The following is a 22,115-nucleotide window of genomic DNA, read 5'->3' as shown; positions in this document are numbered from 1 at the left end:
ATCTGAGAGGGAAAAAGGGCTAACAGCAACTATTGTTGAGTCAGCCCTTTCTGATATTGAGACTAGTTTTTAGCCGTTAAGCTGCCACCCGCTAACTTGCCACACATACCTTTAGGGACAGCTAAGAATGCATCACCTTGGAAGTCTTTTTTTGACGTGCCTGCACAAGAGCTATTCTTTGTTGCACAGTCATTCTGACCTGCTTTCGCAACGCCATAGCATTTCTCTTTCTCAGCGGCCATCACAGGTGTTGCAGTAGCTGCACCCAAAGCGATAACACCAGACATTACAGCAGCCATAGCCAATTTAGATTGAGACATTTTGATCACCTTAAAACAAAAAAATAAATTAGGTTTGAAATTGTTCTTAGCGCGCTTAACTTCAATTACGCGGTGCTTTCTGGAATGGATTCAAAAAAATTATTTTTTTATCTGATCGATATCAGGCTTTTGATCAACTGAGCATTCTGGGTTGCAAACTCTCTTGAGCGCTAAGCCAGACCTATCTACAGTGTATTAAGCGTTATATGGAAGCTTATGATGAAACGGAGAATCACTATGCGCCGAGTTAAGATCCAGCTTATTGCTTGTTTGCCTCTTACATTTGGCGGCCTATTTTGGCCCAGCCTTTTAAGTGCCAACACTTTACCCCCTCTTATGTTAGCCGCCCAATACCAGCAGCAGGACAATCTCAGTGATTATTGGGTAAGCGAAAAGCTCGACGGTGTACGAGCTTATTGGGATGGTGAACGACTTTACACTCGACAAGGCCATCCAATTAATGCGCCCGAATGGTTTATTCATCGTCTGCCACCTATTCCGCTTGATGGTGAACTGTGGTTAGGACGAGGCCGTTTTGCAGAGTTATCAGGCATAGTGCGTACACAGCAGCCAGATCATCAAGCTTGGCAATCGGTCAGTTATCAACTGTTTGACTTACCTTCACAACTCTCTACTTTTGACCAAAGATTGGCAGATCTGAAGCACTTAACCGAGCAGCTTGATCTGCCTTGGTTAAATGTTGTAGCTCATGAAAAGTTTGCTAACCACCAAGCATTACAACAGCGGCTAGAGCAACTCAGTCAAGCTGGGGCTGAAGGCTTAATGTTGCACCGAGGTTCCGCATACCATCAACTTGGTCGCAGCGATGATCTGCTGAAGTACAAACTCTACGAAGATACCGAAGCGGTAATCATAGGTTATAGCCAGGGGCAAGGGCAGTTTTCAGGGCTAATGGGCGCACTTGTAGTGCGATTAAATGATGGCAAGACCTTTAAGATTGGCAGCGGCTTTAGCCTACAAGAGCGCCAAAATCCTCCTGCAATCGGGCAGACCATTACTTTTAGATATAACGGCAAAACCGCCAACGGGCTACCTAGATTTGCACGCTTTATGAGAGTTCGAGAAGAGTAAGGGCTAGGCATTGAATCTATCTCGTTGTTTTCAGCGTATCAATTATCAACAGTTGCCATCTATCCCTAGAGGACTCTCAATATGACTCGCTCGTACATTATCGCAGCCCTTAGCCTGTCTACTGTTTTACTCAGCCCTACTACACTGGCTCAAACTGCACCTTCACAGCAGGCGGTTGCCACCTTTGCAGGGGGCTGTTTCTGGTGTATGGAACCTCCGTTCGATGCTTTAGACGGCGTAATCTCCACCACCTCTGGCTATATTGGTGGTCACAAAGAAAACCCAACATATCAAGAAGTTTCCGCAGGGAAAACCGGACACACAGAAGCCGTACAGGTTGTTTATAACCCCAGTAAAGTCAGTTACAGAAAATTGCTTGAAGTCTACTGGGTGAATATTGACCCCTTTGCTGTTAATGCTCAGTTTTGCGATAAAGGTAGCCAATACCGTGCTGAAATCTTTACCCATAATGCTGAACAACAACGCTTGGCAGAGGCCAGCAAGCAAAAGGTAAGTACAGAGCTAAAAGCCAAGCTCAGTACGATAATCAGCCCCGCCACAACTTTCTATCCCGCTGAGCATTACCATCAAGACTATTACATGAACAATCCTATTCGGTATACCTTTTATCGGCAAAGCTGCGGTCGAGACAAACGCCTAAAAGTTGTTTGGGGTGACAAGTACAGTAAAGACTAATTTTATCTTTACTTATATAATAGAAAGTTAATAGTATAGATCGCAGGCTTATAACCAATATAAGAAAGGAGGCCTGCGATGGCTCATATAGTGATTTTAGGTGCAGGAACAGGTGGCATGGCGGCAGCATACGAGATGCGCCACAAGCTGAATAAAGAACATGAAGTAACTGTTGTCAACGAACGAGACTATTTTCAGTTTGTACCCTCTAACCCTTGGGTCGCAGTGGGCTGGCGCAGTGCTGATGAAATCAGCTTCAAAATTGAGCCATATCTGAAAAAACAGAATATTAATTTTATTGCCCAGCGCGTTGACCAGATTGACCCTGAAAATAAACAGATCACCTTTAGCAATCAAGAAACCCTTTCCTACGATCATCTGCTGATCATGACAGGCCCTAAACTGGCCTTTGATGAAGTGCCGGGGGCTGGCCCTGAAGGTGGCCATACACAGTCAGTGTGTTCTCTACCTCACGCACTAACCTCTTATGAAAACTTCCAAGCCCTTTGTGCTGATCCAGGTCCTGTTATTGTAGGGGCAATGGCAGGTGCCAGCTGTTTTGGCCCTGCTTACGAATATGCCTTTATTCTGAACAAAGAACTGCAAAACCGTAAAGTGCGCGACAAAGTACCTATGACCTATGTCACCAGTGAGCCTTATATTGGTCATTTAGGTTTAGGAGGTGTAGGAGACTCTAAATCAATGCTTGAGTCTGAACTACGTGCACATCACATCAAATGGATCTGCAACGCCAAAGTCAGCAAAGTTGAAGCAGGCATGATGTATGTAGACGAGCACAATGAAAAAGGCGAAGTGATCAAGCAGCATGAGCTACCCTTCAAGCACTCTATGATGCTGCCTGCATTTAAAGGGGTTGATGCCGTTGCAGCAGTAGAAGGGCTATGCAACCCAAGAGGCTTTGTCCTCATTGATGAGCATCAGCGGAACCCTAAATATGACAGTATCTGGTCAGCGGGCGTTTGTATCGCCATTCCACCAACCGAAGTGACCCCAGTGCCAACGGGCGTACCCAAAACAGGCTACATGATTGAATCCATGGTAACGGCCATTGTAGAGAATATTGATGTCGTATTAAAAGGCCAGCAACCAAAAGCCAAAGCGACATGGAATGCCATCTGCCTTGCGGATATGGGCGACACAGGCGCAGCTTTTGTGGCTATTCCACAAATTCCACCTCGTAATGTGAGCTGGTTCAAAAAAGGTAAATGGGTGCATTTAGCGAAAGTGGCTTTTGAAAAATATTTCATCCGTAAAATGAAAACAGGCAATCCTGAGCCTTTCTATGAAAAGCAAATACTGAAGATGATAGGTGTGGAGCGCCTGAAAAACGACTAAACCAATACACCGTTTTCAGCTTTAGAACCAATCTAACTGCCAAGGAAGGTGGTTAGTAAATAGCCTATTAAAAAAGGGCAATTGTTAGATGCTTTTAATATTGCCATCTACCTTGCTCTACCAGTAACGGCTTATTTTTAATATCTGTAATTTCTAGTATGCCGGAATTGTAAATAAAGTATTTGGCGCCATCAGTCATAAATTCATAACCCTGGAATGCACATGGGGTAATGCCATCAGCACACGTTGTATGTACAGTTCTCCCGATAGCAATTTGTTTTTTCTCAATGTCGGTGGGTGAGTATATGAATCTCATCATATCGCAAGTTACCTCACCTTCTTCGCAATCACGCTCAATTTGGATTGTGAAGCTATCCGTAATGAGTGTTTCAGCAAAAGCAACAGAAGACATAACTGCAATAAAAATAAGTACATATTTCATGTTACTCTCCTAGCACATAATGAACCTGTAGGAAAATCTGCATCCAGCCAGTCTTTCCCCATAACCGCTAGTTCACTGTTGTTTATTTTCGATTGCTAACTTTGACCAGCAGTCACTTGTTGATTATATATTTTTGGCCATCTGCAAGTTATATTCTATGCTGCTTCAGTGTCTATTTTAAGATTATCTTAGCTCTGTTACACCGCCTTTGCTGGCTTAGATGGCCGTATTTAGCCAGTTTTTTTACATAGAGTTGTTTATGCTGGCGCTATCTATTCGACGCTTCATCCAACTTCGTCTAAAGCGCTGTCGGAACGATGATCAAGAACTCAATCAGATATGAGGATAACTGAGCCGCAGAAGAACAAACTTGGGCTCCCTGACCGAGATCAACGACCAAAGTTGAACCTATCGGTCTTCCACTCAACTTAACATTGTCGACATTTTACTTTAGAATTGCGCCACCGAAGAAAAAGGTCGATGTAACATCGAACGCTTTGATTTATTGCAAAAAAACAATTTTTAGTGTCCGATCAAAGCTCAAACTGATGAGGGTCTTACCGTGCTTGAAGCATATCGCAAACACGTTGAAGAGCGCGCTGCAGAAGGCGTAGTGCCTAAGCCGCTGAACGCTGAACAAACCGCAGCTCTAATTGAACTGTTGAAAAATCCACCAGCAGGCGAAGAAGAGTTCATTCTTGACCTGATCACCAACCGCGTTCCTGCGGGTGTTGACGAAGCTGCTTATGTTAAAGCAGGTTTCTTAGCGGCTATCGCTAAAGGTGAGACAGCTTCTCCACTGATCGACAAAAAACATGCTGTTAAGCTGTTGGGCACCATGCAAGGTGGCTACAACATCGAGACACTGGTAAGCCTACTAGACGATGCTAACCTAGCGGATGCAACTGCTGAAGAATTGAAGCACACTCTGCTGATGTTCGAAGCCTTCCACGATGTAGCCGACAAAGCTAAAGACGGTAACGCTGCTGCTAAAACCGTTATTGAATCTTGGGCGGCTGGCGAGTGGTTTACCTCTCGCCCTAAACTGGCTGAAAAAATCACTTTGAGCGTTTTCAAAGTGACTGGCGAAACCAACACTGACGATTTGTCACCTGCGCCAGACGCATTCACTCGTCCAGACATTCCAAAGCACGCGATGGCGATGCTGAAAATGGAACGTGATGGTATCAACCCTGATCAACCAGGCGTTCAAGGCCCAATCAAACAGATTGAAGCTCTAATTGCAAAAGGTCACCCTGTTGCATACGTGGGTGATGTTGTGGGTACGGGTTCTTCTCGTAAGTCTGCAACTAACTCTGTGCTGTGGTTCTTCGGTGATGATATCCCGAACGTACCGAATAAGCGCGCAGGCGGTTTCTGCTTTGGTAACAAAATTGCGCCAATCTTCTTCAACACTATGGAAGACGCTGGTGCTCTGCCAATTGAAATGCCAGTAGAAAACCTGAACATGGGCGACGTGATCGACGTTTATCCATACGAAGGTAAAGTGTGTAAGCACGGTACTGACGAAGTGGTTTCTACGTTCGAACTGAAAACCCAAGTGCTGTTAGACGAAGTTCAAGCAGGTGGTCGTATACCTCTGATCATCGGTCGCGGTCTGACTGAAAAAGCACGTGAATTCCTAGCACAAGGTCCTACTGACCTGTTCAAGCGCCCTGACCAGCCAAAAGATACTGGCAAAGGTTACTCGCTGGCACAGAAAATGGTTGGTAAAGCTTGTGGCGTAGAAGGTATCCGTCCAGGTACTTACTGCGAACCTAAGATGACCACTGTAGGCTCTCAAGATACCACTGGTCCTATGACCCGTGACGAGCTGAAAGATCTGGCTTGCCTAGGTTTCTCTGCTGATCTGACTATGCAGTCGTTCTGCCACACTGCAGCTTATCCTAAGCCAGTAGACGTGAACACACACCATACACTGCCAGACTTCATCATGAACCGTGGTGGTGTTTCTCTGCGTCCAGGTGATGGTGTAATTCACTCTTGGCTGAACCGTATGCTGCTGCCTGATACTGTAGGTACTGGTGGTGACTCTCACACCCGTTTCCCAATCGGTATCTCTTTCCCTGCAGGTTCTGGTCTAGTAGCTTTCGCTGCTGCGACTGGTGTTATGCCTCTGGATATGCCTGAGTCTGTTCTGGTACGTTTCAAAGGTACTAAACTGCAGCCAGGTATCACACTGCGTGACCTAGTGAACGCAATTCCTTACTACGCAATCAAGCAAGGTCTGCTGACTGTTGCTAAAGCGGGTAAAAAGAACATCTTCTCTGGTCGTATTCTAGAGATCGAAGGTCTGCCTGATCTGAAAGTTGAGCAAGCGTTCGAACTTTCTGACTCTGCTGCTGAGCGTTCTGCTGCTGCATGTTCTATCAAATTGAACGAAGCACCAATCGCTGAATACCTAACTTCTAACATCACCATGCTGAAGTGGATGATCTCTGAAGGTTACGGCGATGTACGTACCATTGAGCGTCGCATCAAAGGTATGGAAGAGTGGTTGGCTAACCCTCAGCTGATGGAAGGCGATGCAGACGCAGAATACGCAGCTGTAATCGAAATCGATCTAGATGACGTTAAAGAGCCTATCTTGGCTTGCCCGAATGATCCAGATGACGTGAAACTGCTGTCTGAAGTTGCTGGTGCGAAAATTGATGAAGTGTTCATCGGTTCTTGCATGACCAACATCGGTCACTTCCGTGCAGCAGGTAAACTGCTGGATGCAGCTGGCAAACAACTGCCAACTCGCATGTGGATTGCACCACCAACTAAGATGGACGCAGCACAGCTGACAGAAGAGGGTTACTACAACATCTTCGGTCGCTCTGGTGCGCGTATGGAGATGCCAGGTTGCTCTCTATGCATGGGTAACCAAGCACGTGTAGGCGACAACACTACTGTAGTGTCGACTTCTACTCGTAACTTCCCGAACCGTCTGGGTACTGGTGCTGACGTTTACCTGTCTTCTGCTGAACTTGCTGCAGTTGCAGCACTGCTGGGCAAACTGCCTACAGTTGCAGAATACATGGAATACGCAGCACAGCTAGATCCTCTAGCAGCTGACGTTTACCGTTACCTGAACTTTGACCAGATCGCTTCTTACCAAGCGGCAGCGTCTAAGTTTATCCCTCTGGCTCAGGAAGCCTAATCAGTTACTACTGATTGAATGACTGAAACCCAAAACCCCAGCCTAGGCTGGGGTTTTCTTTTTTTTGGTTAATTATTCGGCAAAGCTGCTGGAGATGGTACAAAATCCTTAGCGTGAGCAATGCAGATACAAAGAAACAAAGGGGTTTGAGGGTAGGAAATGAACCCAAGCCTCAGTTTTGAGGCTTGAGTATTCGAGCAGGCAGAGTTAAATCGCGTTAGCAACACGCTCCATCTGTTGGCTGGCCTGTGTGATATTGGTGCTTTGTTGGCGTAGTTGCTCCGTCTCGTTTTCAACCACTTTTGCTGCGCTGACCAACTGATGAATGTTGCTATTCACTTCGCTGATGGTCACTTGCTGCTGCTCAGTCGCGCTGGCAATTTGTAGGTTCATGCTTTCTAACTGAGCTACAGCGTTTTGGATAGAGGTGAGTGCCGCTTCCGCTTCCTTAGAACGCTCTACTGTTTCTTTGGCTTCAACTGCGCCTTCTGCCATAGTTTTGATAGCATTGTCGATTAGCTTCTGTAGCTCATCAATAACAATCTGGGTTTTTTCTGTTGAACGTCGCGTTTGTTCTGAAAGCGTGCGAACTTCATCGGCTACAACTGCAAAACCTCGACCATGCTCACCTGCCCGTGCGGCTTCAATAGCTGCATTCAATGCCAGTAAGTTAGTTTGTTCGGCAATACTGGTGATGCTGTTTAAAACCTCACCAATTTGTTCACTGGATTGATGGAGTTTTTCCAGCTCTTGTGCGGCACCGTTGATTCGCTCAGAAAGTGCAGTGACTTGTTTCTGGTTTTCTACAATAGCTTTATGGCCACGCGCAGCTTCTTGTTTGGCTTGGGCGCTTTCTTCTGAAGCTGTTTGTGCTTGGCGTGCAACATCATCAAATGTACTGCTCAGCTCATTGGCAGCTGAAGCGACATGATCCATTTCAACCGTTTGTCGTCCAACTTGTTCGGCCAGAACTGCGCCACTTCGCTCTAGCTGCTGGGCTTCATTATTGAGATTACCTGCAACCCCTTTAATGCTGTCAACGGATTGGCCAAGCTTGGCCATAAAATCATTAAAGCTTTGTGTCACTGCTCTAATCTCTTTAGGGCCTGACGCTGTTAAGCGCGCACCAACGCCACTTTCATCACTGGTAACAACAGCCATAGCTTTTGCTAAAGCTGCAATTGGCTTGGCAAGTGATAGACTGGCCAGTACAACCAATACGGCAATAATGACTAAGCCAACAAACATTGTTGTGATAAGTAAAGAGGCTAGGCTATTGGCTGAAGCATAAAGTTGAGCGCTAGGTACCGACATACCAAACACCCAGCCTGGGGTATTGTTTATGGTTTGGAAAATCATTGTCACAGATTTCCCCTCAATATTTAAAATCTCACCCGTGCCAGACTGTCCTTGAACCATTTTTTTGCCATAGGCATCTAACCCTTTAAAGCCATGTTTGTCTGCATCGGTAACATTGATGCTCATACGAGCCTTTGGGGAAGGGTGAGCAATTAACAAACCTGAAGAGTCAATGATCCAGCTATAACTGTCGGGTGTGATCTTTGCTTGTTCAGTAATCTTGGTCAGCATCTCTAAGGTGATGGTAATTGCGATAATACCAACGGTCTTACCTTGGTTATCTTTTACACTGTGTGCAATAACTGAAATCGGTAAGTTTGTAGCTTTAGATATAATGGGGTTGGTTAGTATGCTTTCTGCTTTGCCACTGAGAATATCTTGCACATATTGGCGCTGGCTAAGGTTGGCGCTACCCGTTTTACCCGATGTTGCAAGGTAGTTAGCTTGGCCTTGCGAATCAACGAAGAAAATCATTTCAGCAAAAGACAGTTTTGACAAGTTACCTTTCATCCACTCAAGCATTTCACTGCTACGTTGCTCACCCCTTACTATTGGAGAGGTCGATAGCATGGCGACCTCTTCTTGTAACGCGAATAAGGTGGCCCCTACTTCGGCAGCTCTTGCTTTTGCAACCTGTTCACCAGAGTTCAACATAAGATCAGAGGTTTCTTGCTTAATCTCCGAATAGATCCAGAAAGTTAAACCTGACATCAAAATCAGAATTGGTAGTAAAACAGAGAATAGCATTTGGTGTAATAAAGGGGTTCCACTGCTGGTTTGCAGAGCTGATCCGTGGTTTCTCGTCATGAGGCTTCTCCATGTAAGTTAGCGCTTTTTTTTATTGTTGTTAATAAGGCGAATTGTCCTAAAAATACTGTTATCGTATTTTGAGTTTGTCTATGAAATCAATGAATAGGGTGTTTGCTAATTTAGCGCAAACTTAGACTATTTGCTCGCTTAAATTACAGTTTAGTGTGACCGTAAAGGTTCGTTTAACCTTGATATTCAAATACAGCTTCAAGAATTTGCACTTTGTTATCTGCTAAGTTTTGCTGCACATTTTTTCCCATTGTTATAAAGCGCTCACCAAAGACTAAAACAGGTGTTAAAGGTGACTTACTTTGAATGTTGCCTTTGGGCTGCTGCCCTTGCTCTCGCTGGCTATGTTTAGTGCGCCAGTCTAGGGCTTTATCCGTAATTAGTTGGCAATGCAGAGGCTTGAAATGGTGTTGTGCCAGTAACTCTACCAGTTGATTTAAACTAGGTAGGTGGCTTTGCTCAGCTTGACTGGCCCAAGGCACAGGTAGTGCTAGAGGTTCGGTATTGGCACCTGCAATTACTTCATGAAGTAGCAACTTACCACCTTTTTTCAGTACTCGCGCCAAGGTGGAGAAGAGCTTGTCTTTGTCTGGGATATTCATGATAGTGTGTTGGCTCCACACCGCATCTTGACTGTTGTCAGTCAGTTCAAGCTCAGAAGCATCTGCGCAAACTGAGTTGATAGTGCTGTAACCTTGGATTCGATTAATCTGTTGGCAAGCGAAGGTAAATGCGGGAGTGATGTCAACCGCTGTAATATGGGCATCTAAACGATCAGACAATAAGCGTGCAGTACCGCCCAAACCTGAGCCTATCTCTAAAATATAAGACTCTGGTGCCAAACCTGACACTGCAAGTAGGTCAGTTGACGCACTGCGTCCACCAATATGCAGCTGGTCAATTGGAGCTAACAAATCACTGTTGAGGTCCGACTCAGAAAAGCCTTTTTTCTCTAAGTGTTCACAAATGGTTTGCCATAAAAAGGTGGGATCATCATTGTATTGATAGTGCTGTTCGGTAGGTTGCTGAAGCTCTGACATCTCTATTAGCCTTTATAAAAAAGCGGCAGCCTGTCCTGTTATTGGTTTACAAGACAAACTGCCGCTTTGAGTCACACAAAGTTCAGTGCAAGCGAGACTTAGCCTTTCAAACCAAGCTCTTGAGTACTGATTTCACGCATTTTGAACTTCTGAATCTTGCCCGTTACAGTCATAGGGAAGTCACGGGTAATCTTGAAGTAGCGCGGGACTTTAAAGTGAGCAATTTTACCTTTGCAGAATTCACGCAGATCTGCTTCGGTCAGGTCTTTGCCTTCATGCAGCGAAACCCATGCCATCACTTCTTCACCATACTTGTCATCTGGGATGCCAATCACTTGAACATCGCTGATGTCTGGGTGAGTGTATAGGAACTCTTCGATCTCACGAGGGTAGATGTTCTCACCACCACGAATGATCATATCTTTGATACGACCTGTGATAGCAACGTAGCCCTCCTCGTCCATCTCGGCTAAGTCGCCTGTGTGCATCCAGCCATTGACGATTGACTTAGTGGTGGCTTCTTCATTGTTCCAGTAGCCCAGCATCACACTGTAACCACGGGTACAAAGTTCGCCTTTTTCACCGCGCTCAACCACTCGGCCAGTTTCTGGGTCTACCAGCTTCACTTCAAGGTGTGGGTGAATGGTGCCGACGGTAGAAACGCGCTTCTCAATAGGGGCATCCATCTTGGTCTGGAAGCTTACTGGGCTGGTTTCGGTCATGCCATAGCAGATGGTGACATCTTTCATATGCATGTGGGCAATGACTTTCTTCATGACCTCAATAGGACAAACTGCACCAGCCATAATACCTGTGCGCAGTGTGCTTAGGTCGTACTGGTTGAAGTTAGGGTGATCCAGTTCGGCAATGAACATGGTCGGTACGCCATACAGTGCGGTAGCTTTTTCTTCAGCGACTGCTTGTAAGGTGGTTTCAGGATCAAAACCATCGCTTGGGTAGATCATGGTAGCACCATGCGTCACGCAGCCTAGGTTACCCATTACCATGCCGAAGCAGTGGTACAGTGGTACAGGAATCACCAGACGGTCTTTATCTGTGAAGTCCATGCCGCGCGCCACAAAATAGCCGTTGTTCAGGATGTTATGGTGACTAAGGGTTGCGCCTTTAGGTGCGCCAGTTGTACCTGAGGTGTACTGAATATTGATAGGGTCATCAAATTGCAGTGTGCTTTGTAATGCACGCAGTTCAGCGTCGGTCACTTGGTCGTGCATTGAGATCAGATCAGACCAAGTCCACATACCTTCAGTGGCCAAATCTTCATCTAAACAGATCACACGACGTAGGTCTGGTAAACGCTCAGAGCTGAAGCTAGCGGGTGTTGCTGTTTTTAGCTCTGGTGCCAGTTCACAGATCATATTGACATAGTGAGAGGCTTTAAATTGGCCTTGTACAATCAGGGTGTTGGTGCCTGATTGCTTCAGGGCATACTCCAGTTCATGGGTGCGGTAGCTTGGGTTGATATTCACCAAGATGGCACCAATTTTTGCGGTTGCAAACTGAGTAATGCACCATTGAGTGTTGTTAGGCGACCACATCCCAACGCGATCACCTTTGGTAACGCCCATGTGCATCAGGCCTTTGGCGCACTTATCTACTTCAGCTTGCAGCTCTTGGTAGGTGTAGCGCAAGTTTTGATGGCGAGAGATCAGGGCGTCATTATTAGGATACTTGGATACGGTTTCATCAAACATATCGCCGATGGTCATGCCTTTTAGAGGCGTATCGCTGGTACCACTTACATAGCTCAATGCTTTAATCGTCATAACCCACCTTCTAGGTTGATTTTATTGTTGTTTTGTTAAGAGGAGCTGTCCTGCTCGGTTTTTAAAGTCGTACCGGTATTATTTTTAGTCTCCGGTTTGTATAGGGTCTAAATAAAATAGAGAGTCTTATTCGATAATGAAACCTAGGTAAAGCTTGATTGTATTAACTGGGTTTCTTTTTATGAATAACCACTTCATTTAGTGCCTTCTGGCAGCGATCTTTTACAGCTTCAAGCTCTGCTTTAACACGCACAATATCTTGTAGTTGCTGCTCAAGCTCAGCATGACGCTGTTCAAGAATACCCATCATCAATTTAAGCTGTTTTTCATCACCTTCTAAGGTGGAATCGTACAGGTCAAACAGCTCCTTGGTTTCAGCCAAGCTAAAACCTAAACGCTTGCCTCGTAGTGTTAGCATTAAGCGCACACGGTCTTTTTCTGCATAAATACGGGTTTGACCATTACGAGTAGGGTTAATAAGCCCTTGTTGCTCATAAAAGCGAATCGTTCGTGTCGTGACCTCGAACTCTTTTGACAACTCGCTAATGGAGTATGATTTTTTGGTTAGCATAATGATGTTTACCTGTCAGTTATGGCCTACTCTATCCAATGTTGACGTTTACGTAAAGGTGAAATTAAACCCAAATGACGCTAAAAATAGGCTGGACTTTCCTTGTTCATCTTTCTTGATTCGTGACCATTGAGTCATTTTTTCGACATTGTATGTTGCTGCGCTTGCGTTGTCAGGGATTAATCTTATTTGGAAACAGAGTTTAAACGTTTATCGCAGCTGGTTCCGACGGTACTGGGTGGGTGCTATCCCCATTACTTTCTTAAATAAGCGTGAAAAGTAGTAACTGTCTTCGTACCCTAGGCTGTAGCTGATCTCGCTGATGCTTTTTTGTGTGATATCGAGCATGTAGCATGCGCGCTCAATTTTGAGGTGCAGAAAATGTTGAATCGGTGTAAGCCCTGTCATCTCTTTGTATTTGTTTACAAAATGAAATTTAGACAGATTAACCCGTTGCGCCAGTGTGTCTAAATCCAAGCGGGTGTGTAGGTTTTCCTGCATTAGGGCATGTATGGTGTCTAAGTTCAGTTGTGAATTACGTGCATGAGAGGTGACGGGCTTTAGCAGAGCAATAAATGAAAAAATCTGTCTTAGCAGGCAGGCGGCATAGATTGAGGTATTCAAATTAAAGCCGCTGCTACGGCAGTCAATTAGGCTGTCAAAATCCTGAATCAGTCGAGGGTGATTGCCGTAATGGCGAATGAAAGTTTGCTCATTAAAACCTGCATGTTGGCTGGCTAAAGCGCAATCTTCTCCTGTTACGTGTAACCAATAGATCGTCCAAGGGTCGTCATCGTGGGTTTTATAGTGGTGGCTGACCCCTGGAGGGAGTAGCAAAACATCCCCTCCCTGAATTTGTAGATATTGATCCTTTAACCACAGATCTGCTTTGCCATGTATACAGTAGATCAGCAGATAATCATCATGGTTCTGGCGTTTCATTTCGTGGCCTTTAGCCTTTTTATAGTTACCAAAGGAAACAGGATATAGGCCACAGCTTAAGGGGTGTTGTCGAAGTTTGTCGCATAAAAACTGTGGCACTAAGTAGCGAATACTGCCGGAGGGTAGCGGCCAATCTGAGGTCTGAGACATTAGTCTAGCTCTTGCAAATTAAAAATGATTAGACCGCAATATAGTCCATTAGGTGAGCAACTTAGTCAATCCTTGCACTTTTTTAGCTGTGCTACTTTACAGTCATCCAAGCAACCGCTAGGTTTGTAGCTAGCTCAGTTGCACTTACTCAGTCGTACTAAGTGAATAATTCATTAGTACGATCTACGCCAGAACAACAACAAAACCGTTAGATCGGTCTGAAGGAAGGTAATTACCATGACAAAAAGAGTGCCACTATTCATCGACGGTGAATTCGTACAGAGTCAATCTGAGAAGTTTCTACCAGTGACTAACCCAGCTACTCAGGAAGTGCTGTGTGAAGTGCCTTTCGCAACACAAAGCGAAATGGAAGCGGCTTATGCCAGCGCTAAAGCTGCATTTTTGACTTGGAAAGAAACGCCGATCTCTGAACGTGCTCGCGTAATGATGCGCTATCAAGCGTTGCTAAAAGAGCATCATGATGAAATTGCAGAGATTCTAAGCTCTGAAACAGGTAAGACCTTTGAAGATGCGAAGGGCGATCTGTGGCGTGGTATTGAAGTAGTTGAGCATGCAGCCAATATCCCAAGCATGATGATGGGTGAAACGGTTGAAAATGTAGCTCGTGAAATTGACACTTACAGCTACACTCAACCACTGGGTGTTTGTGCGGGTATTACACCATTCAACTTCCCAGCGATGATCCCTCTATGGATGTACCCAATGGCAATCGCTGCGGGTAACACCTTCATTCTGAAACCTTCTGAGCAAGATCCGCTGACGCCAACGCGTTTGGCTGAACTCTTTGTTGAAGCGGGCGCGCCAAAAGGCGTACTGCAAGTGATTCACGGTGGTAAAGAGCAGGTTGACTTCTTACTGCACCACCCAGACATCAAGGCGATCTCTTTCGTAGGTTCTGTACCTGTTGGTCAGTACATCTACAAAACAGGCACTGCCAACATGAAGCGTGTACAGAGCTTCGCGGGTGCTAAAAACCACATGGTGGTGATGCCTGATGCAGCTAAACAGCAAGTGATCAATAACATTGCAGGTGCGTCTGTGGGTGCTGCGGGTCAGCGCTGCATGGCGATCTCTGTTGCAGTACTGGTGGGCGAAGCTCGCGAGTGGAAGCATGAAATTAAAGAAGCACTGCAAAAAGCCCGTCCAGGTGCATGGAATGATCCAGGTGCAAGCTATGGTCCAGTGATCAGCCCTCAAGCGAAAGAGCGTATTTGTAACTTGATTCAACAAGGTGTTGATGAAGGCGCAGAAATTCTACTAGACGGCCGTGATGTTGTAGTAGACGGTTATCCAGATGGTAACTGGGTTGGTCCAACGCTGTTCGCTGGTGTAACCCCAGAAATGAGCATCTACAAAGATGAGATTTTCGGCCCAGTGCTATGCCTAGTTGAAGTGGACACCTTGGATGAGGCGATCGAGCTGATCAATAACTCACCATACGGTAACGGTACTTCTATGTTCACCGCATCTGGCGCGGCTGCACGTAAGTTCCAGCACAACATTGAAGTGGGTCAAGTGGGTATCAATATCCCAATTCCGGTACCTCTACCATTCTTCTCGTTCACTGGCTGGAAAGGTTCTTTCTACGGTGATCAACACGCGTATGGTAAGCAAGCGGTACGTTTCTACACAGAAACCAAGACCATCACTGCGCGCTGGTTCAATGAAGACACGAAATCAGGCCCTAACTTCTCAATCAACTTGAAATAAGTTTTTGAGATTTTAGGTCTGTAACAGGAGAGGCTGCCCCCTCTCCTGTTTTAAATGATTGAAGACCTTGATCGCACAAGATTGTTTTTTAAAGCCTAACGGGCTGTTGGTTTTAAAAAGCGATGCGTTCGCTGTATCAAGTTGTGCTAAGACAGATTCTTAATTAGAAGAACAAAAACTGACGGTATTATTATGGATTTCAATCTTACAGAAGATCAGATCGCCTTTCGTGATGCAGCTCGTGCCTTTGCAGAGAATGAGATGGCACCCCATGCCGCAAAGTGGGATGCCGAGCATATTTTCCCGATTGAGGTGATTAAAAAAGCCGGTGAGATGGGGTTTTGCGGCATCTATGTACCTGAGGAAGCAGGCGGCATGGGACTGAGCCGTCTGGATGCCAGTGTGATTATTGAAGAGCTGGCGATGGGCTGTACCTCAACCACCGCTTATATCACCATTCACAACATGGCGACATGGATGATCGCAACCTTTGCTGACGAGGCACTGCGCGATGAATTTGCCCCCGCGATGGCGATGGGTGAAAAGTTAGGCTCTTACTGTTTAACTGAGCCGGGTGCGGGTTCTGATGCAGGTGCATTGCGTACAACAGCGCGTCGCGATGGCGATGATTTTGTGCTAAATGGCAGCAAAATGTTTATCTCTGGCGCGGGTAGTACCGATGTTTTAGTGGTTATGGCGCGGACAGGCACGCAGGAAGATGGCCCTAAAGGCATCTCTGCCTTTGTTGTACCTGCGGATACAGCAGGTATTCATTACGGCAAAGCAGAGGAGAAAATGGGCTGGAACAGTCAGCCAACGCGTTTGATCACCTTTGAAGATGCTCGTATCCCTGCGCGCTATATGCTCGGTAAAGAAGGTGACGGCTTCAAAATCGCCATGAAAGGCTTAGATGGTGGGCGTATCAATATCGCCACTTGCTCTCTAGGTGCGGCCCAAGCAGCGATTAACGACACGCAGCGCTATATGCAAGAGCGCTCACAGTTTGGTAAGCCGCTGGCGAGCTTCCAAGCGTTGCAATTTAAACTGGCTGATATGGTGACGCATCTTGTGGCATCTCGCCAAATGGTACGTTTGGCAGCCTCTAAGCTGGATGAGAAAGACAGCGAAGCCACATTGTACTGTGCAATGGCCAAACGCTTTGCCACAGACGCTTGTTTTGACGTGACCAATGATGCCATTCAACTGCATGGCGGTTACGGCTATATCAAAGAGTATCCATTAGAACGTTATATGCGTGATGCCCGTGTGCACCAGATTTTAGAAGGCACTAACGAGATCATGCGCTTAATTATTTCCCGTCGAGTGATGATGGACGGCGTGTTAGAGGTGATTCGATGAGTACTGAAAAACTATTAGTTGAAATCCAAGGTCATACTGCAATTGTGACCATCAACAACCCACCTGCAAACACTTGGGATGATGTGAGTTTGCCTGCGTTAAAAGCGCTGGTGGAGGAGTTGAATGCCAATCGTGATATCTATGCGTTAGTGATTACCGGTCAGGGCGAGAAGTTTTTCTCAGCGGGCGCTGACCTGAATAAATTTGCCGATGGCGACAAAGCAGTGGCTCGTCATATGGCGCGTATCTTTGGTGAAGCATTTGAGACTTTGTCAGAGTTCCGTGGTGTTTCGATTGCCGCAATCAACGGCTACGCAATGGGTGGCGGTCTAGAGTGTGCCCTTGCTTGCGACATTCGAATCGCTGAGGAACAAGCGCAAATGGCATTGCCAGAAGCCGCAGTAGGTTTACTGCCTTGTGCCGGTGGTACACAGAATTTAGCTTGGCTGGTAGGTGAAGGCTGGGCGAAACGCATGATTCTGTGCGGTGAGCGTGTAACGGCAGAGAAAGCTTTGCAGATTGGCCTAGTTGAAGAAGTGGTAGGCAAAGGCGAAGCCTTAGCAACCGCAATTGCGCTGGCTGAAAAAGTGGCGAAACAGAGTCCTGTTGCCGTCACCGCGTGCAAAAAACTGGTACACAATGCCCGTGGCAATAACTCACTGGCAACAGGTTGTATGCAAGAGCGTGAGCTGTTTGTTGATCTGTTTGATACCCAAGATCAGAAAGAGGGCGTCAATGCTTTCTTAGGCAAACGTAAACCAGAATGGAAGAACGCATAATGTCTGATTCGCCTGCGATTTTAGATCCTGTAGTTTTCGAAGAGCTGGCCACCCGTGATGGCCACTTGATCGGTATTGCGACGCTGAACGCGCCCAAAGCATTAAATGCCTTAAGCCTTGAGATGATCGACCTGCTGTATCCCAAACTTCTGGAATGGCAGGCGAACAGCAGCGTTGTGGCTGTTTGGCTACAAGGCTCGGGTGACAAAGCTTTTTGTGCGGGTGGCGACATTGTTCAGCTTTATAACTCAATGGTTGAGCATGGTGAGCAACAAAACCCTTATGCGGAAAAGTTTTTCACTGACGAATACCGTTTAGATCACCTGATTCACACCTACAGCAAGCCGTTTATTCTATGGGGTAACGGTATTGTCATGGGGGGCGGTTTGGGCTTGATGGCGGGTGCCAGTCATCGTGTGGTGACAGAGTCTTCTCGTATCGCTATGCCTGAAATCAGCATTGGCTTATACCCTGATGTGGGTGGCAGCTTCTTCTTGAATCGTATGCCGGGTCGTACAGGCCTGTTCCTAGGCTTGACCGGTGCCAGCATTAATGCCGCAGATGCTTTATTTGTGGGGTTAGGGGATCGCTTTGTGACCCATGATCGCCGCGAAGCGGTGATTGATGCGCTGTTATCTGTCAGTTGGGCAGACAATGCCACTCATATTGTTAACTCGGTACTGCGCCAACATGAGCGCGCCAGCCTAGGCCAACTGCCAGAGTCTGAGGTGCGTAAGCATTTTGATCTGATACAGCAGTTAACCGACGGAGATGATGTGGCGGCAATCGTGGATAACATCACCTCTTGTCATACCGATGATAAATGGTTGTCTCGCGCAATTGGTTCTTTGGCCGTTGGCTCACCCACTGCGATGCATTTGATTGTGCGCCAGTTAAAAGCCACCAAACAGATGTCATTGGCTGAAGTGTTTCGTGCCGAACTTGATCTATCGGTTCAGGCGGCTTGCAAAGGTGAGTTTGCAGAGGGAATTCGTGCCTTGTTAATCGACAAAGACCGTCAGCCAAAGTGGCATGGTGGCACTTTGGCCGCAGTAGAGGCTGAGTGGATCGACAGTTTCTTCGTGTCCCCTTGGTCAGGTGAGCACCCACTGGCTGATTTGAAATAATGTGTTTTCGGCACCCCTGCGATGGCTTGGGTGCTTCTTAAGATATTCCAGTAACAAGAACAACAAACTCGGAGAGTGAACATGGCGAAGATCGCGTTTATCGGTTTGGGCAATATGGGCGGCCCAATGGCGGCCAACCTAGTGAAAGCAGGTCATGAAGTGACAGTGTTTGACCTAGTGGCAAGCGCAGTACAAACGCTAGTCGATGCAGGCGCAAGCTCAGCAGAAACTGCGGTTGAGGCGGCTAAAGGCAAAGACTTTGTAGTGTCTATGTTGCCAGCCAGTCAGCACGTTGAGGGTTTGTATATCGACCAGTCTGCGCTTTTAGATGTGGTAGATAAAAATACGGTTATTATTGACTCGAGCACCATCTCTCCTGAGTCGGCGCGTCGTGTGGGTGCTGAAGCAGCCAAACGTGGTATCACAATGGTAGATGCGCCTGTATCTGGCGGTGTAGGCGGTGCCAAAGCGGGTACATTGTCGTTTATCGTAGGTGGCAGCGCTGAGGCTTTTGCAACCGTAAAACCTGTGTTAGAAGCGATGGGCAAAAACATCTTCCACGCAGGTGACAGCGGCGCAGGCCAAGTGGCCAAAATCTGTAACAACATGATGTTGGCGATCTTGATGGCGGGTACGGCAGAGGCGATCGGTTTAGGCGTTAAAAATGGCTTAGATCCGGCTGTACTGTCTGACATCATGTCAAAAAGTTCAGGCAACAACTGGTCACTGCAAGTGTACAACCCATACCCAGGTGTGATGGAAGGCGTACCTTCTTCTAACAACTATCAAGGCGGCTTTATGGTTGACCTGATGGCGAAAGACCTTGGTTTGGCCTTCGACTCTGCCGTTAAGTCTCGTAGCAGCATTCCAATGGGCGCATTGGCGCGTAACCTGTTTGCAATGCATGCGGCCAATGGCAATGGCGCACTGGACTTCTCCAGTATCCAGAAAATGTTTGCTGATCTGGACTAATAGACGCTCAGCCAATACGTTGCTTAAAAGGGTGTTTTTAAACACCCTTTTTTAACCTTTTTAAAAATGCTCAATCTGAGTGTGACAAACAGCCTGAAAGGGTGTTGATTTGTGACAATGCAGTGGGCCGCAATAACCGGATGATGGGTGATACAGCTGACAAATACTGACTAAAAAGCTTCGCTTGTCGCTTGTTCTGGCTGTAATCGCATCATCACGGATGATCACAACCTAACGGTTAACCACAACAATAAAAACGGAAAGCCGACATGAGTTATGCAACTGAATATCAGCGTTCGCTGACACAACCGGAACAGTTTTGGGCTGACCAAGCTGATCTGATCCCTTGGTTCAAAAAACCAACTTCTATTCTTGCAAACCTACCAGATGGCACCCACCGCTGGTTTGCCGATGGTGAGCTGAATACCGCTTATATCGCCCTTGATTATCAAATTGAACAGGGTCGAGGCGATCAAACCGCACTGATTTACGACTCACCTGTTAGTAATACCAAAAAGCGCTTTACCTATACCGAGCTGCGCGACCAAGTCGCACAGTTTGCAGGCGTATTGACCAACCTAGGCGTGGGTAAAGGTGATGGCGTAATCATCTATATGCCGATGGTACCTGAAGCGGGTATTGCGATGTTGGCTTGCGCTCGTGTCGGCGCAGTGCACTCTGTCGTATTTGGTGGTTTTGCACCTCATGAGTTGGCGATTCGTATTGATGATGCGAAACCTAAGGTCGTATTGACCGCTTCTTGTGGTTTGGAATTCACCAAAGTTATTGAATACAAACCGCTCGTCGATCAAGCCATGCTTGAGGCGACGCATAAACCTGAACACGTCGTGGTATTGCAACGTCCACAAGCACAAGCGCAATTACAAGCGGGTCGTGACCTGGATTGGTATGAGCAATTCAATGCTGCCAATCCAGTGGGCTGCACGCCCGTTAAAAGTACAGATCCGCTTTACATCATGTATACCTCCGGCACGACGGGTAAGCCAAAGGGTATTGTGCGTGACAACGGTGGTCATGCCGTGGCGTTGCACTATGCTCTGCGTAACATCTACAACATGCAGGCAGGGGATGTCTGGATGGGTTGCTCCGATGTGGGCTGGGTCGTCGGTCACTCGTTCATTATGTACGGCCCACTAATGGGTGGTTGTACCACTGTATTCTTTGAAGGTAAGCCTGTTCGTACGCCTGATGCAGGTACTTTCTGGCGTATGGTGCAGGAGTATGGTGTGAATGGCATGTTTGCTGCGCCAACCGCTTTCCGCGCTATTCGCAAGGAAGATCCAGAAGGTAAGCTGTTCCGCCAATATGATGTTTCTTCACTGAAGCATATCTTTGTAGCCGGTGAGAAACTCGACTCGCCGACCTATCACTGGCTGCACGAAATTGCCCAAAAACCGGTGTACGACCACTGGTGGCAAACCGAAACGGGATGGCCTGTGACGGCACCCGCTACGGCACTAGGTGCAACAGATATTCGAGTGGGCTCGACCAACCGTGCGGTCGCAGGCTATGACGTACAAGTGTTAGACCCTATGGGTACTCAGCTTGGCGCCAATACCACGGGCGGAATTGCCATCAAGCTGCCATTACCACCAGGTTGTGCACAAACCCTATGGAATGACCATGAGCGCTATCTCAGCTCATATTTAGGGGAATATCCGGGTTATTACCATACAGGGGATGGGGGGTATATCGACGAAAATGGTTTTGTTTACATCATGGGGCGTACCGATGATGTGATTAACGTTTCCGGCCACCGTCTCTCAACGGGCGAAATGGAAGAGCTGGTGGCTAAGCATCCGGCAGTTGCAGAATGTGCGGTAATCGGTGTGCATGAGGCATTAAAAGGTCAGGTTCCGGTTGGCCTTATTCTGCTAAAAGATGGGGCGGATATTGAGCACAAAGCACTGGAGCGTGAGTTAGTCGCCATGATCCGTGAACAGATCGGGGCTATTGCCTGTTTTAACCGTGCCATTGTGGTGGATCGTCTGCCTAAAACACGTTCAGGAAAGATTTTGCGGGCAGTGCTACGCAAAATTGCGAACGGTGAAACTTATGCAACACCTTCCACCATTGACGATGAATCCATTTTGCCGGAGATCACTGAAAAAATGGTGCAGGAAGGCTTAGTGTTTGAAAGCAGTCCTGAAGAGGCTTAATGGTGAACAAGTAAAATGAACGGAGTGCAGTTGAAGTCGCCAAGATAATGTCAATTGCACTCTATTCTAAGCCTGTTCGATACATGTACATGGATGTGCACGTTAGTGACCATATAGTCTCTTTTTTGCTACAAATGACCGCTAATAGTCATCTGTTTTAAACGTATTAATCTTTAGTCTAAATGGATAAAAAAAAGGATTGTGCCTCTTTTTTAAACCCTATATGTTAC

At 46.6% G+C, this 22,115-nt stretch carries 17 protein-coding genes; 10 read left to right on the top strand and 7 right to left on the bottom strand.

Annotated elements, in window-relative coordinates:
- Window positions 1–62: 62 nt before the first annotated feature.
- On the bottom strand, window positions 63–320 hold the full coding sequence (locus tag B5D26_RS07890; RefSeq protein ID WP_078745185.1) for a BufA1 family periplasmic bufferin-type metallophore: 258 nt from the start codon (window positions 318–320) through the stop codon (window positions 63–65).
- A gap of 237 nt (window positions 321–557) precedes the next feature.
- Between B5D26_RS07890 and B5D26_RS07885 the strand changes: the two genes are divergently transcribed.
- The 3 genes from B5D26_RS07885 (at window position 558) to B5D26_RS07875 (ending at window position 3,464) form a co-directional block, all read left to right on the top strand.
- Window positions 558–1,412, top strand: coding sequence for a DNA ligase (locus tag B5D26_RS07885; RefSeq protein WP_200810642.1), 855 nt, complete (start codon window positions 558–560; stop codon window positions 1,410–1,412).
- A gap of 81 nt (window positions 1,413–1,493) precedes the next feature.
- A complete protein-coding gene (msrA, locus tag B5D26_RS07880) occupies window positions 1,494–2,108 on the top strand; it encodes a peptide-methionine (S)-S-oxide reductase MsrA (protein WP_078745183.1) in 615 nt (204 codons plus the stop codon).
- A gap of 78 nt (window positions 2,109–2,186) precedes the next feature.
- Window positions 2,187–3,464 (top strand): NAD(P)/FAD-dependent oxidoreductase, encoded by a 1,278-nt coding sequence (locus B5D26_RS07875; protein WP_078745182.1) that lies wholly within the window; start codon window positions 2,187–2,189, stop codon window positions 3,462–3,464.
- 94 nt (window positions 3,465–3,558) lie between these two features.
- Here the strand turns inward: B5D26_RS07875 and B5D26_RS07870 are convergent, their stop codons facing one another.
- A complete protein-coding gene (locus B5D26_RS07870) occupies window positions 3,559–3,906 on the bottom strand; it encodes a hypothetical protein (protein ID WP_078745181.1) in 348 nt (115 codons plus the stop codon).
- Window positions 3,907–4,468: 562 nt separating this feature from the next.
- Here B5D26_RS07870 and acnB point away from each other — a divergent pair.
- On the top strand, window positions 4,469–7,072 hold the full coding sequence (gene acnB / locus B5D26_RS07865; RefSeq protein WP_078745180.1) for a bifunctional aconitate hydratase 2/2-methylisocitrate dehydratase: 2,604 nt from the start codon (window positions 4,469–4,471) through the stop codon (window positions 7,070–7,072).
- 207 nt (window positions 7,073–7,279) lie between these two features.
- On the opposite strand, the gene B5D26_RS07860 is transcribed toward acnB, so the two are convergent.
- From B5D26_RS07860 to B5D26_RS07840, 5 genes are all read right to left on the bottom strand, one after another.
- On the bottom strand, window positions 7,280–9,238 hold the full coding sequence (locus B5D26_RS07860) for a methyl-accepting chemotaxis protein (RefSeq protein ID WP_078745179.1): 1,959 nt from the start codon (window positions 9,236–9,238) through the stop codon (window positions 7,280–7,282).
- Between the two features lie 185 nt (window positions 9,239–9,423).
- Window positions 9,424–10,290 (bottom strand): class I SAM-dependent methyltransferase, encoded by an 867-nt coding sequence (locus tag B5D26_RS07855; protein ID WP_078745178.1) that lies wholly within the window; start codon window positions 10,288–10,290, stop codon window positions 9,424–9,426.
- Window positions 10,291–10,388: 98 nt separating this feature from the next.
- Window positions 10,389–12,074 (bottom strand): AMP-binding protein, encoded by a 1,686-nt coding sequence (locus B5D26_RS07850; RefSeq protein ID WP_078745177.1) that lies wholly within the window; start codon window positions 12,072–12,074, stop codon window positions 10,389–10,391.
- A gap of 163 nt (window positions 12,075–12,237) precedes the next feature.
- Entirely contained in the window at window positions 12,238–12,645 is a 408-nt protein-coding gene (locus B5D26_RS07845; RefSeq protein WP_078745176.1) for a MerR family transcriptional regulator, read from the bottom strand.
- 210 nt (window positions 12,646–12,855) lie between these two features.
- The gene (locus B5D26_RS07840) at window positions 12,856–13,737 is read right to left on the bottom strand and encodes an AraC family transcriptional regulator (protein WP_078745175.1); all 882 of its coding nucleotides are present in this window, start codon (window positions 13,735–13,737) and stop codon (window positions 12,856–12,858) included.
- A 237-nt stretch (window positions 13,738–13,974) separates the two neighbouring features.
- Here B5D26_RS07840 and B5D26_RS07835 point away from each other — a divergent pair, with 237 nt between their 5' ends.
- From B5D26_RS07835 to B5D26_RS07810, 6 genes are all read left to right on the top strand, one after another.
- On the top strand, window positions 13,975–15,468 hold the full coding sequence (locus B5D26_RS07835) for a CoA-acylating methylmalonate-semialdehyde dehydrogenase (protein WP_078745174.1): 1,494 nt from the start codon (window positions 13,975–13,977) through the stop codon (window positions 15,466–15,468).
- Window positions 15,469–15,660: 192 nt separating this feature from the next.
- On the top strand, window positions 15,661–16,827 hold the full coding sequence (locus B5D26_RS07830) for an acyl-CoA dehydrogenase family protein (protein WP_078745173.1): 1,167 nt from the start codon (window positions 15,661–15,663) through the stop codon (window positions 16,825–16,827).
- Complete coding sequence (locus B5D26_RS07825; RefSeq protein ID WP_078745172.1) at window positions 16,824–17,606, top strand: enoyl-CoA hydratase; 783 nt, start codon at window positions 16,824–16,826, stop codon at window positions 17,604–17,606. The genes B5D26_RS07830 and B5D26_RS07825 overlap by 4 nt, the downstream gene beginning before the upstream one ends.
- Window positions 17,606–18,733: an enoyl-CoA hydratase/isomerase family protein gene (locus tag B5D26_RS07820; RefSeq protein WP_078745171.1), complete on the top strand. Its 1,128-nt coding sequence runs from the start codon at window positions 17,606–17,608 to the stop codon at window positions 18,731–18,733. Before B5D26_RS07825 ends, B5D26_RS07820 begins: the two co-directional genes overlap by 1 nt.
- An 81-nt stretch (window positions 18,734–18,814) precedes the next feature.
- Complete coding sequence (mmsB, locus tag B5D26_RS07815) at window positions 18,815–19,705, top strand: 3-hydroxyisobutyrate dehydrogenase (RefSeq protein ID WP_078745170.1); 891 nt, start codon at window positions 18,815–18,817, stop codon at window positions 19,703–19,705.
- A gap of 269 nt (window positions 19,706–19,974) precedes the next feature.
- Window positions 19,975–21,885 carry a propionyl-CoA synthetase gene (locus tag B5D26_RS07810; protein WP_078745169.1) on the top strand — a complete coding sequence of 637 codons (1,911 nt, stop codon included), beginning with the start codon at window positions 19,975–19,977 and terminating at the stop codon, window positions 21,883–21,885.
- Window positions 21,886–22,115: the final 230 nt, after the last annotated feature.

The sequence above is a fragment of the Oceanospirillum multiglobuliferum genome (assembly GCF_900167095.1).
Lineage (GTDB): Bacteria > Pseudomonadota > Gammaproteobacteria > Pseudomonadales > Halomonadaceae > Oceanospirillum > Oceanospirillum multiglobuliferum.
The sequence above is the reverse complement of the archived record's forward strand: the minus strand, read 5'-3'. Positions and strand labels throughout refer to the sequence as shown.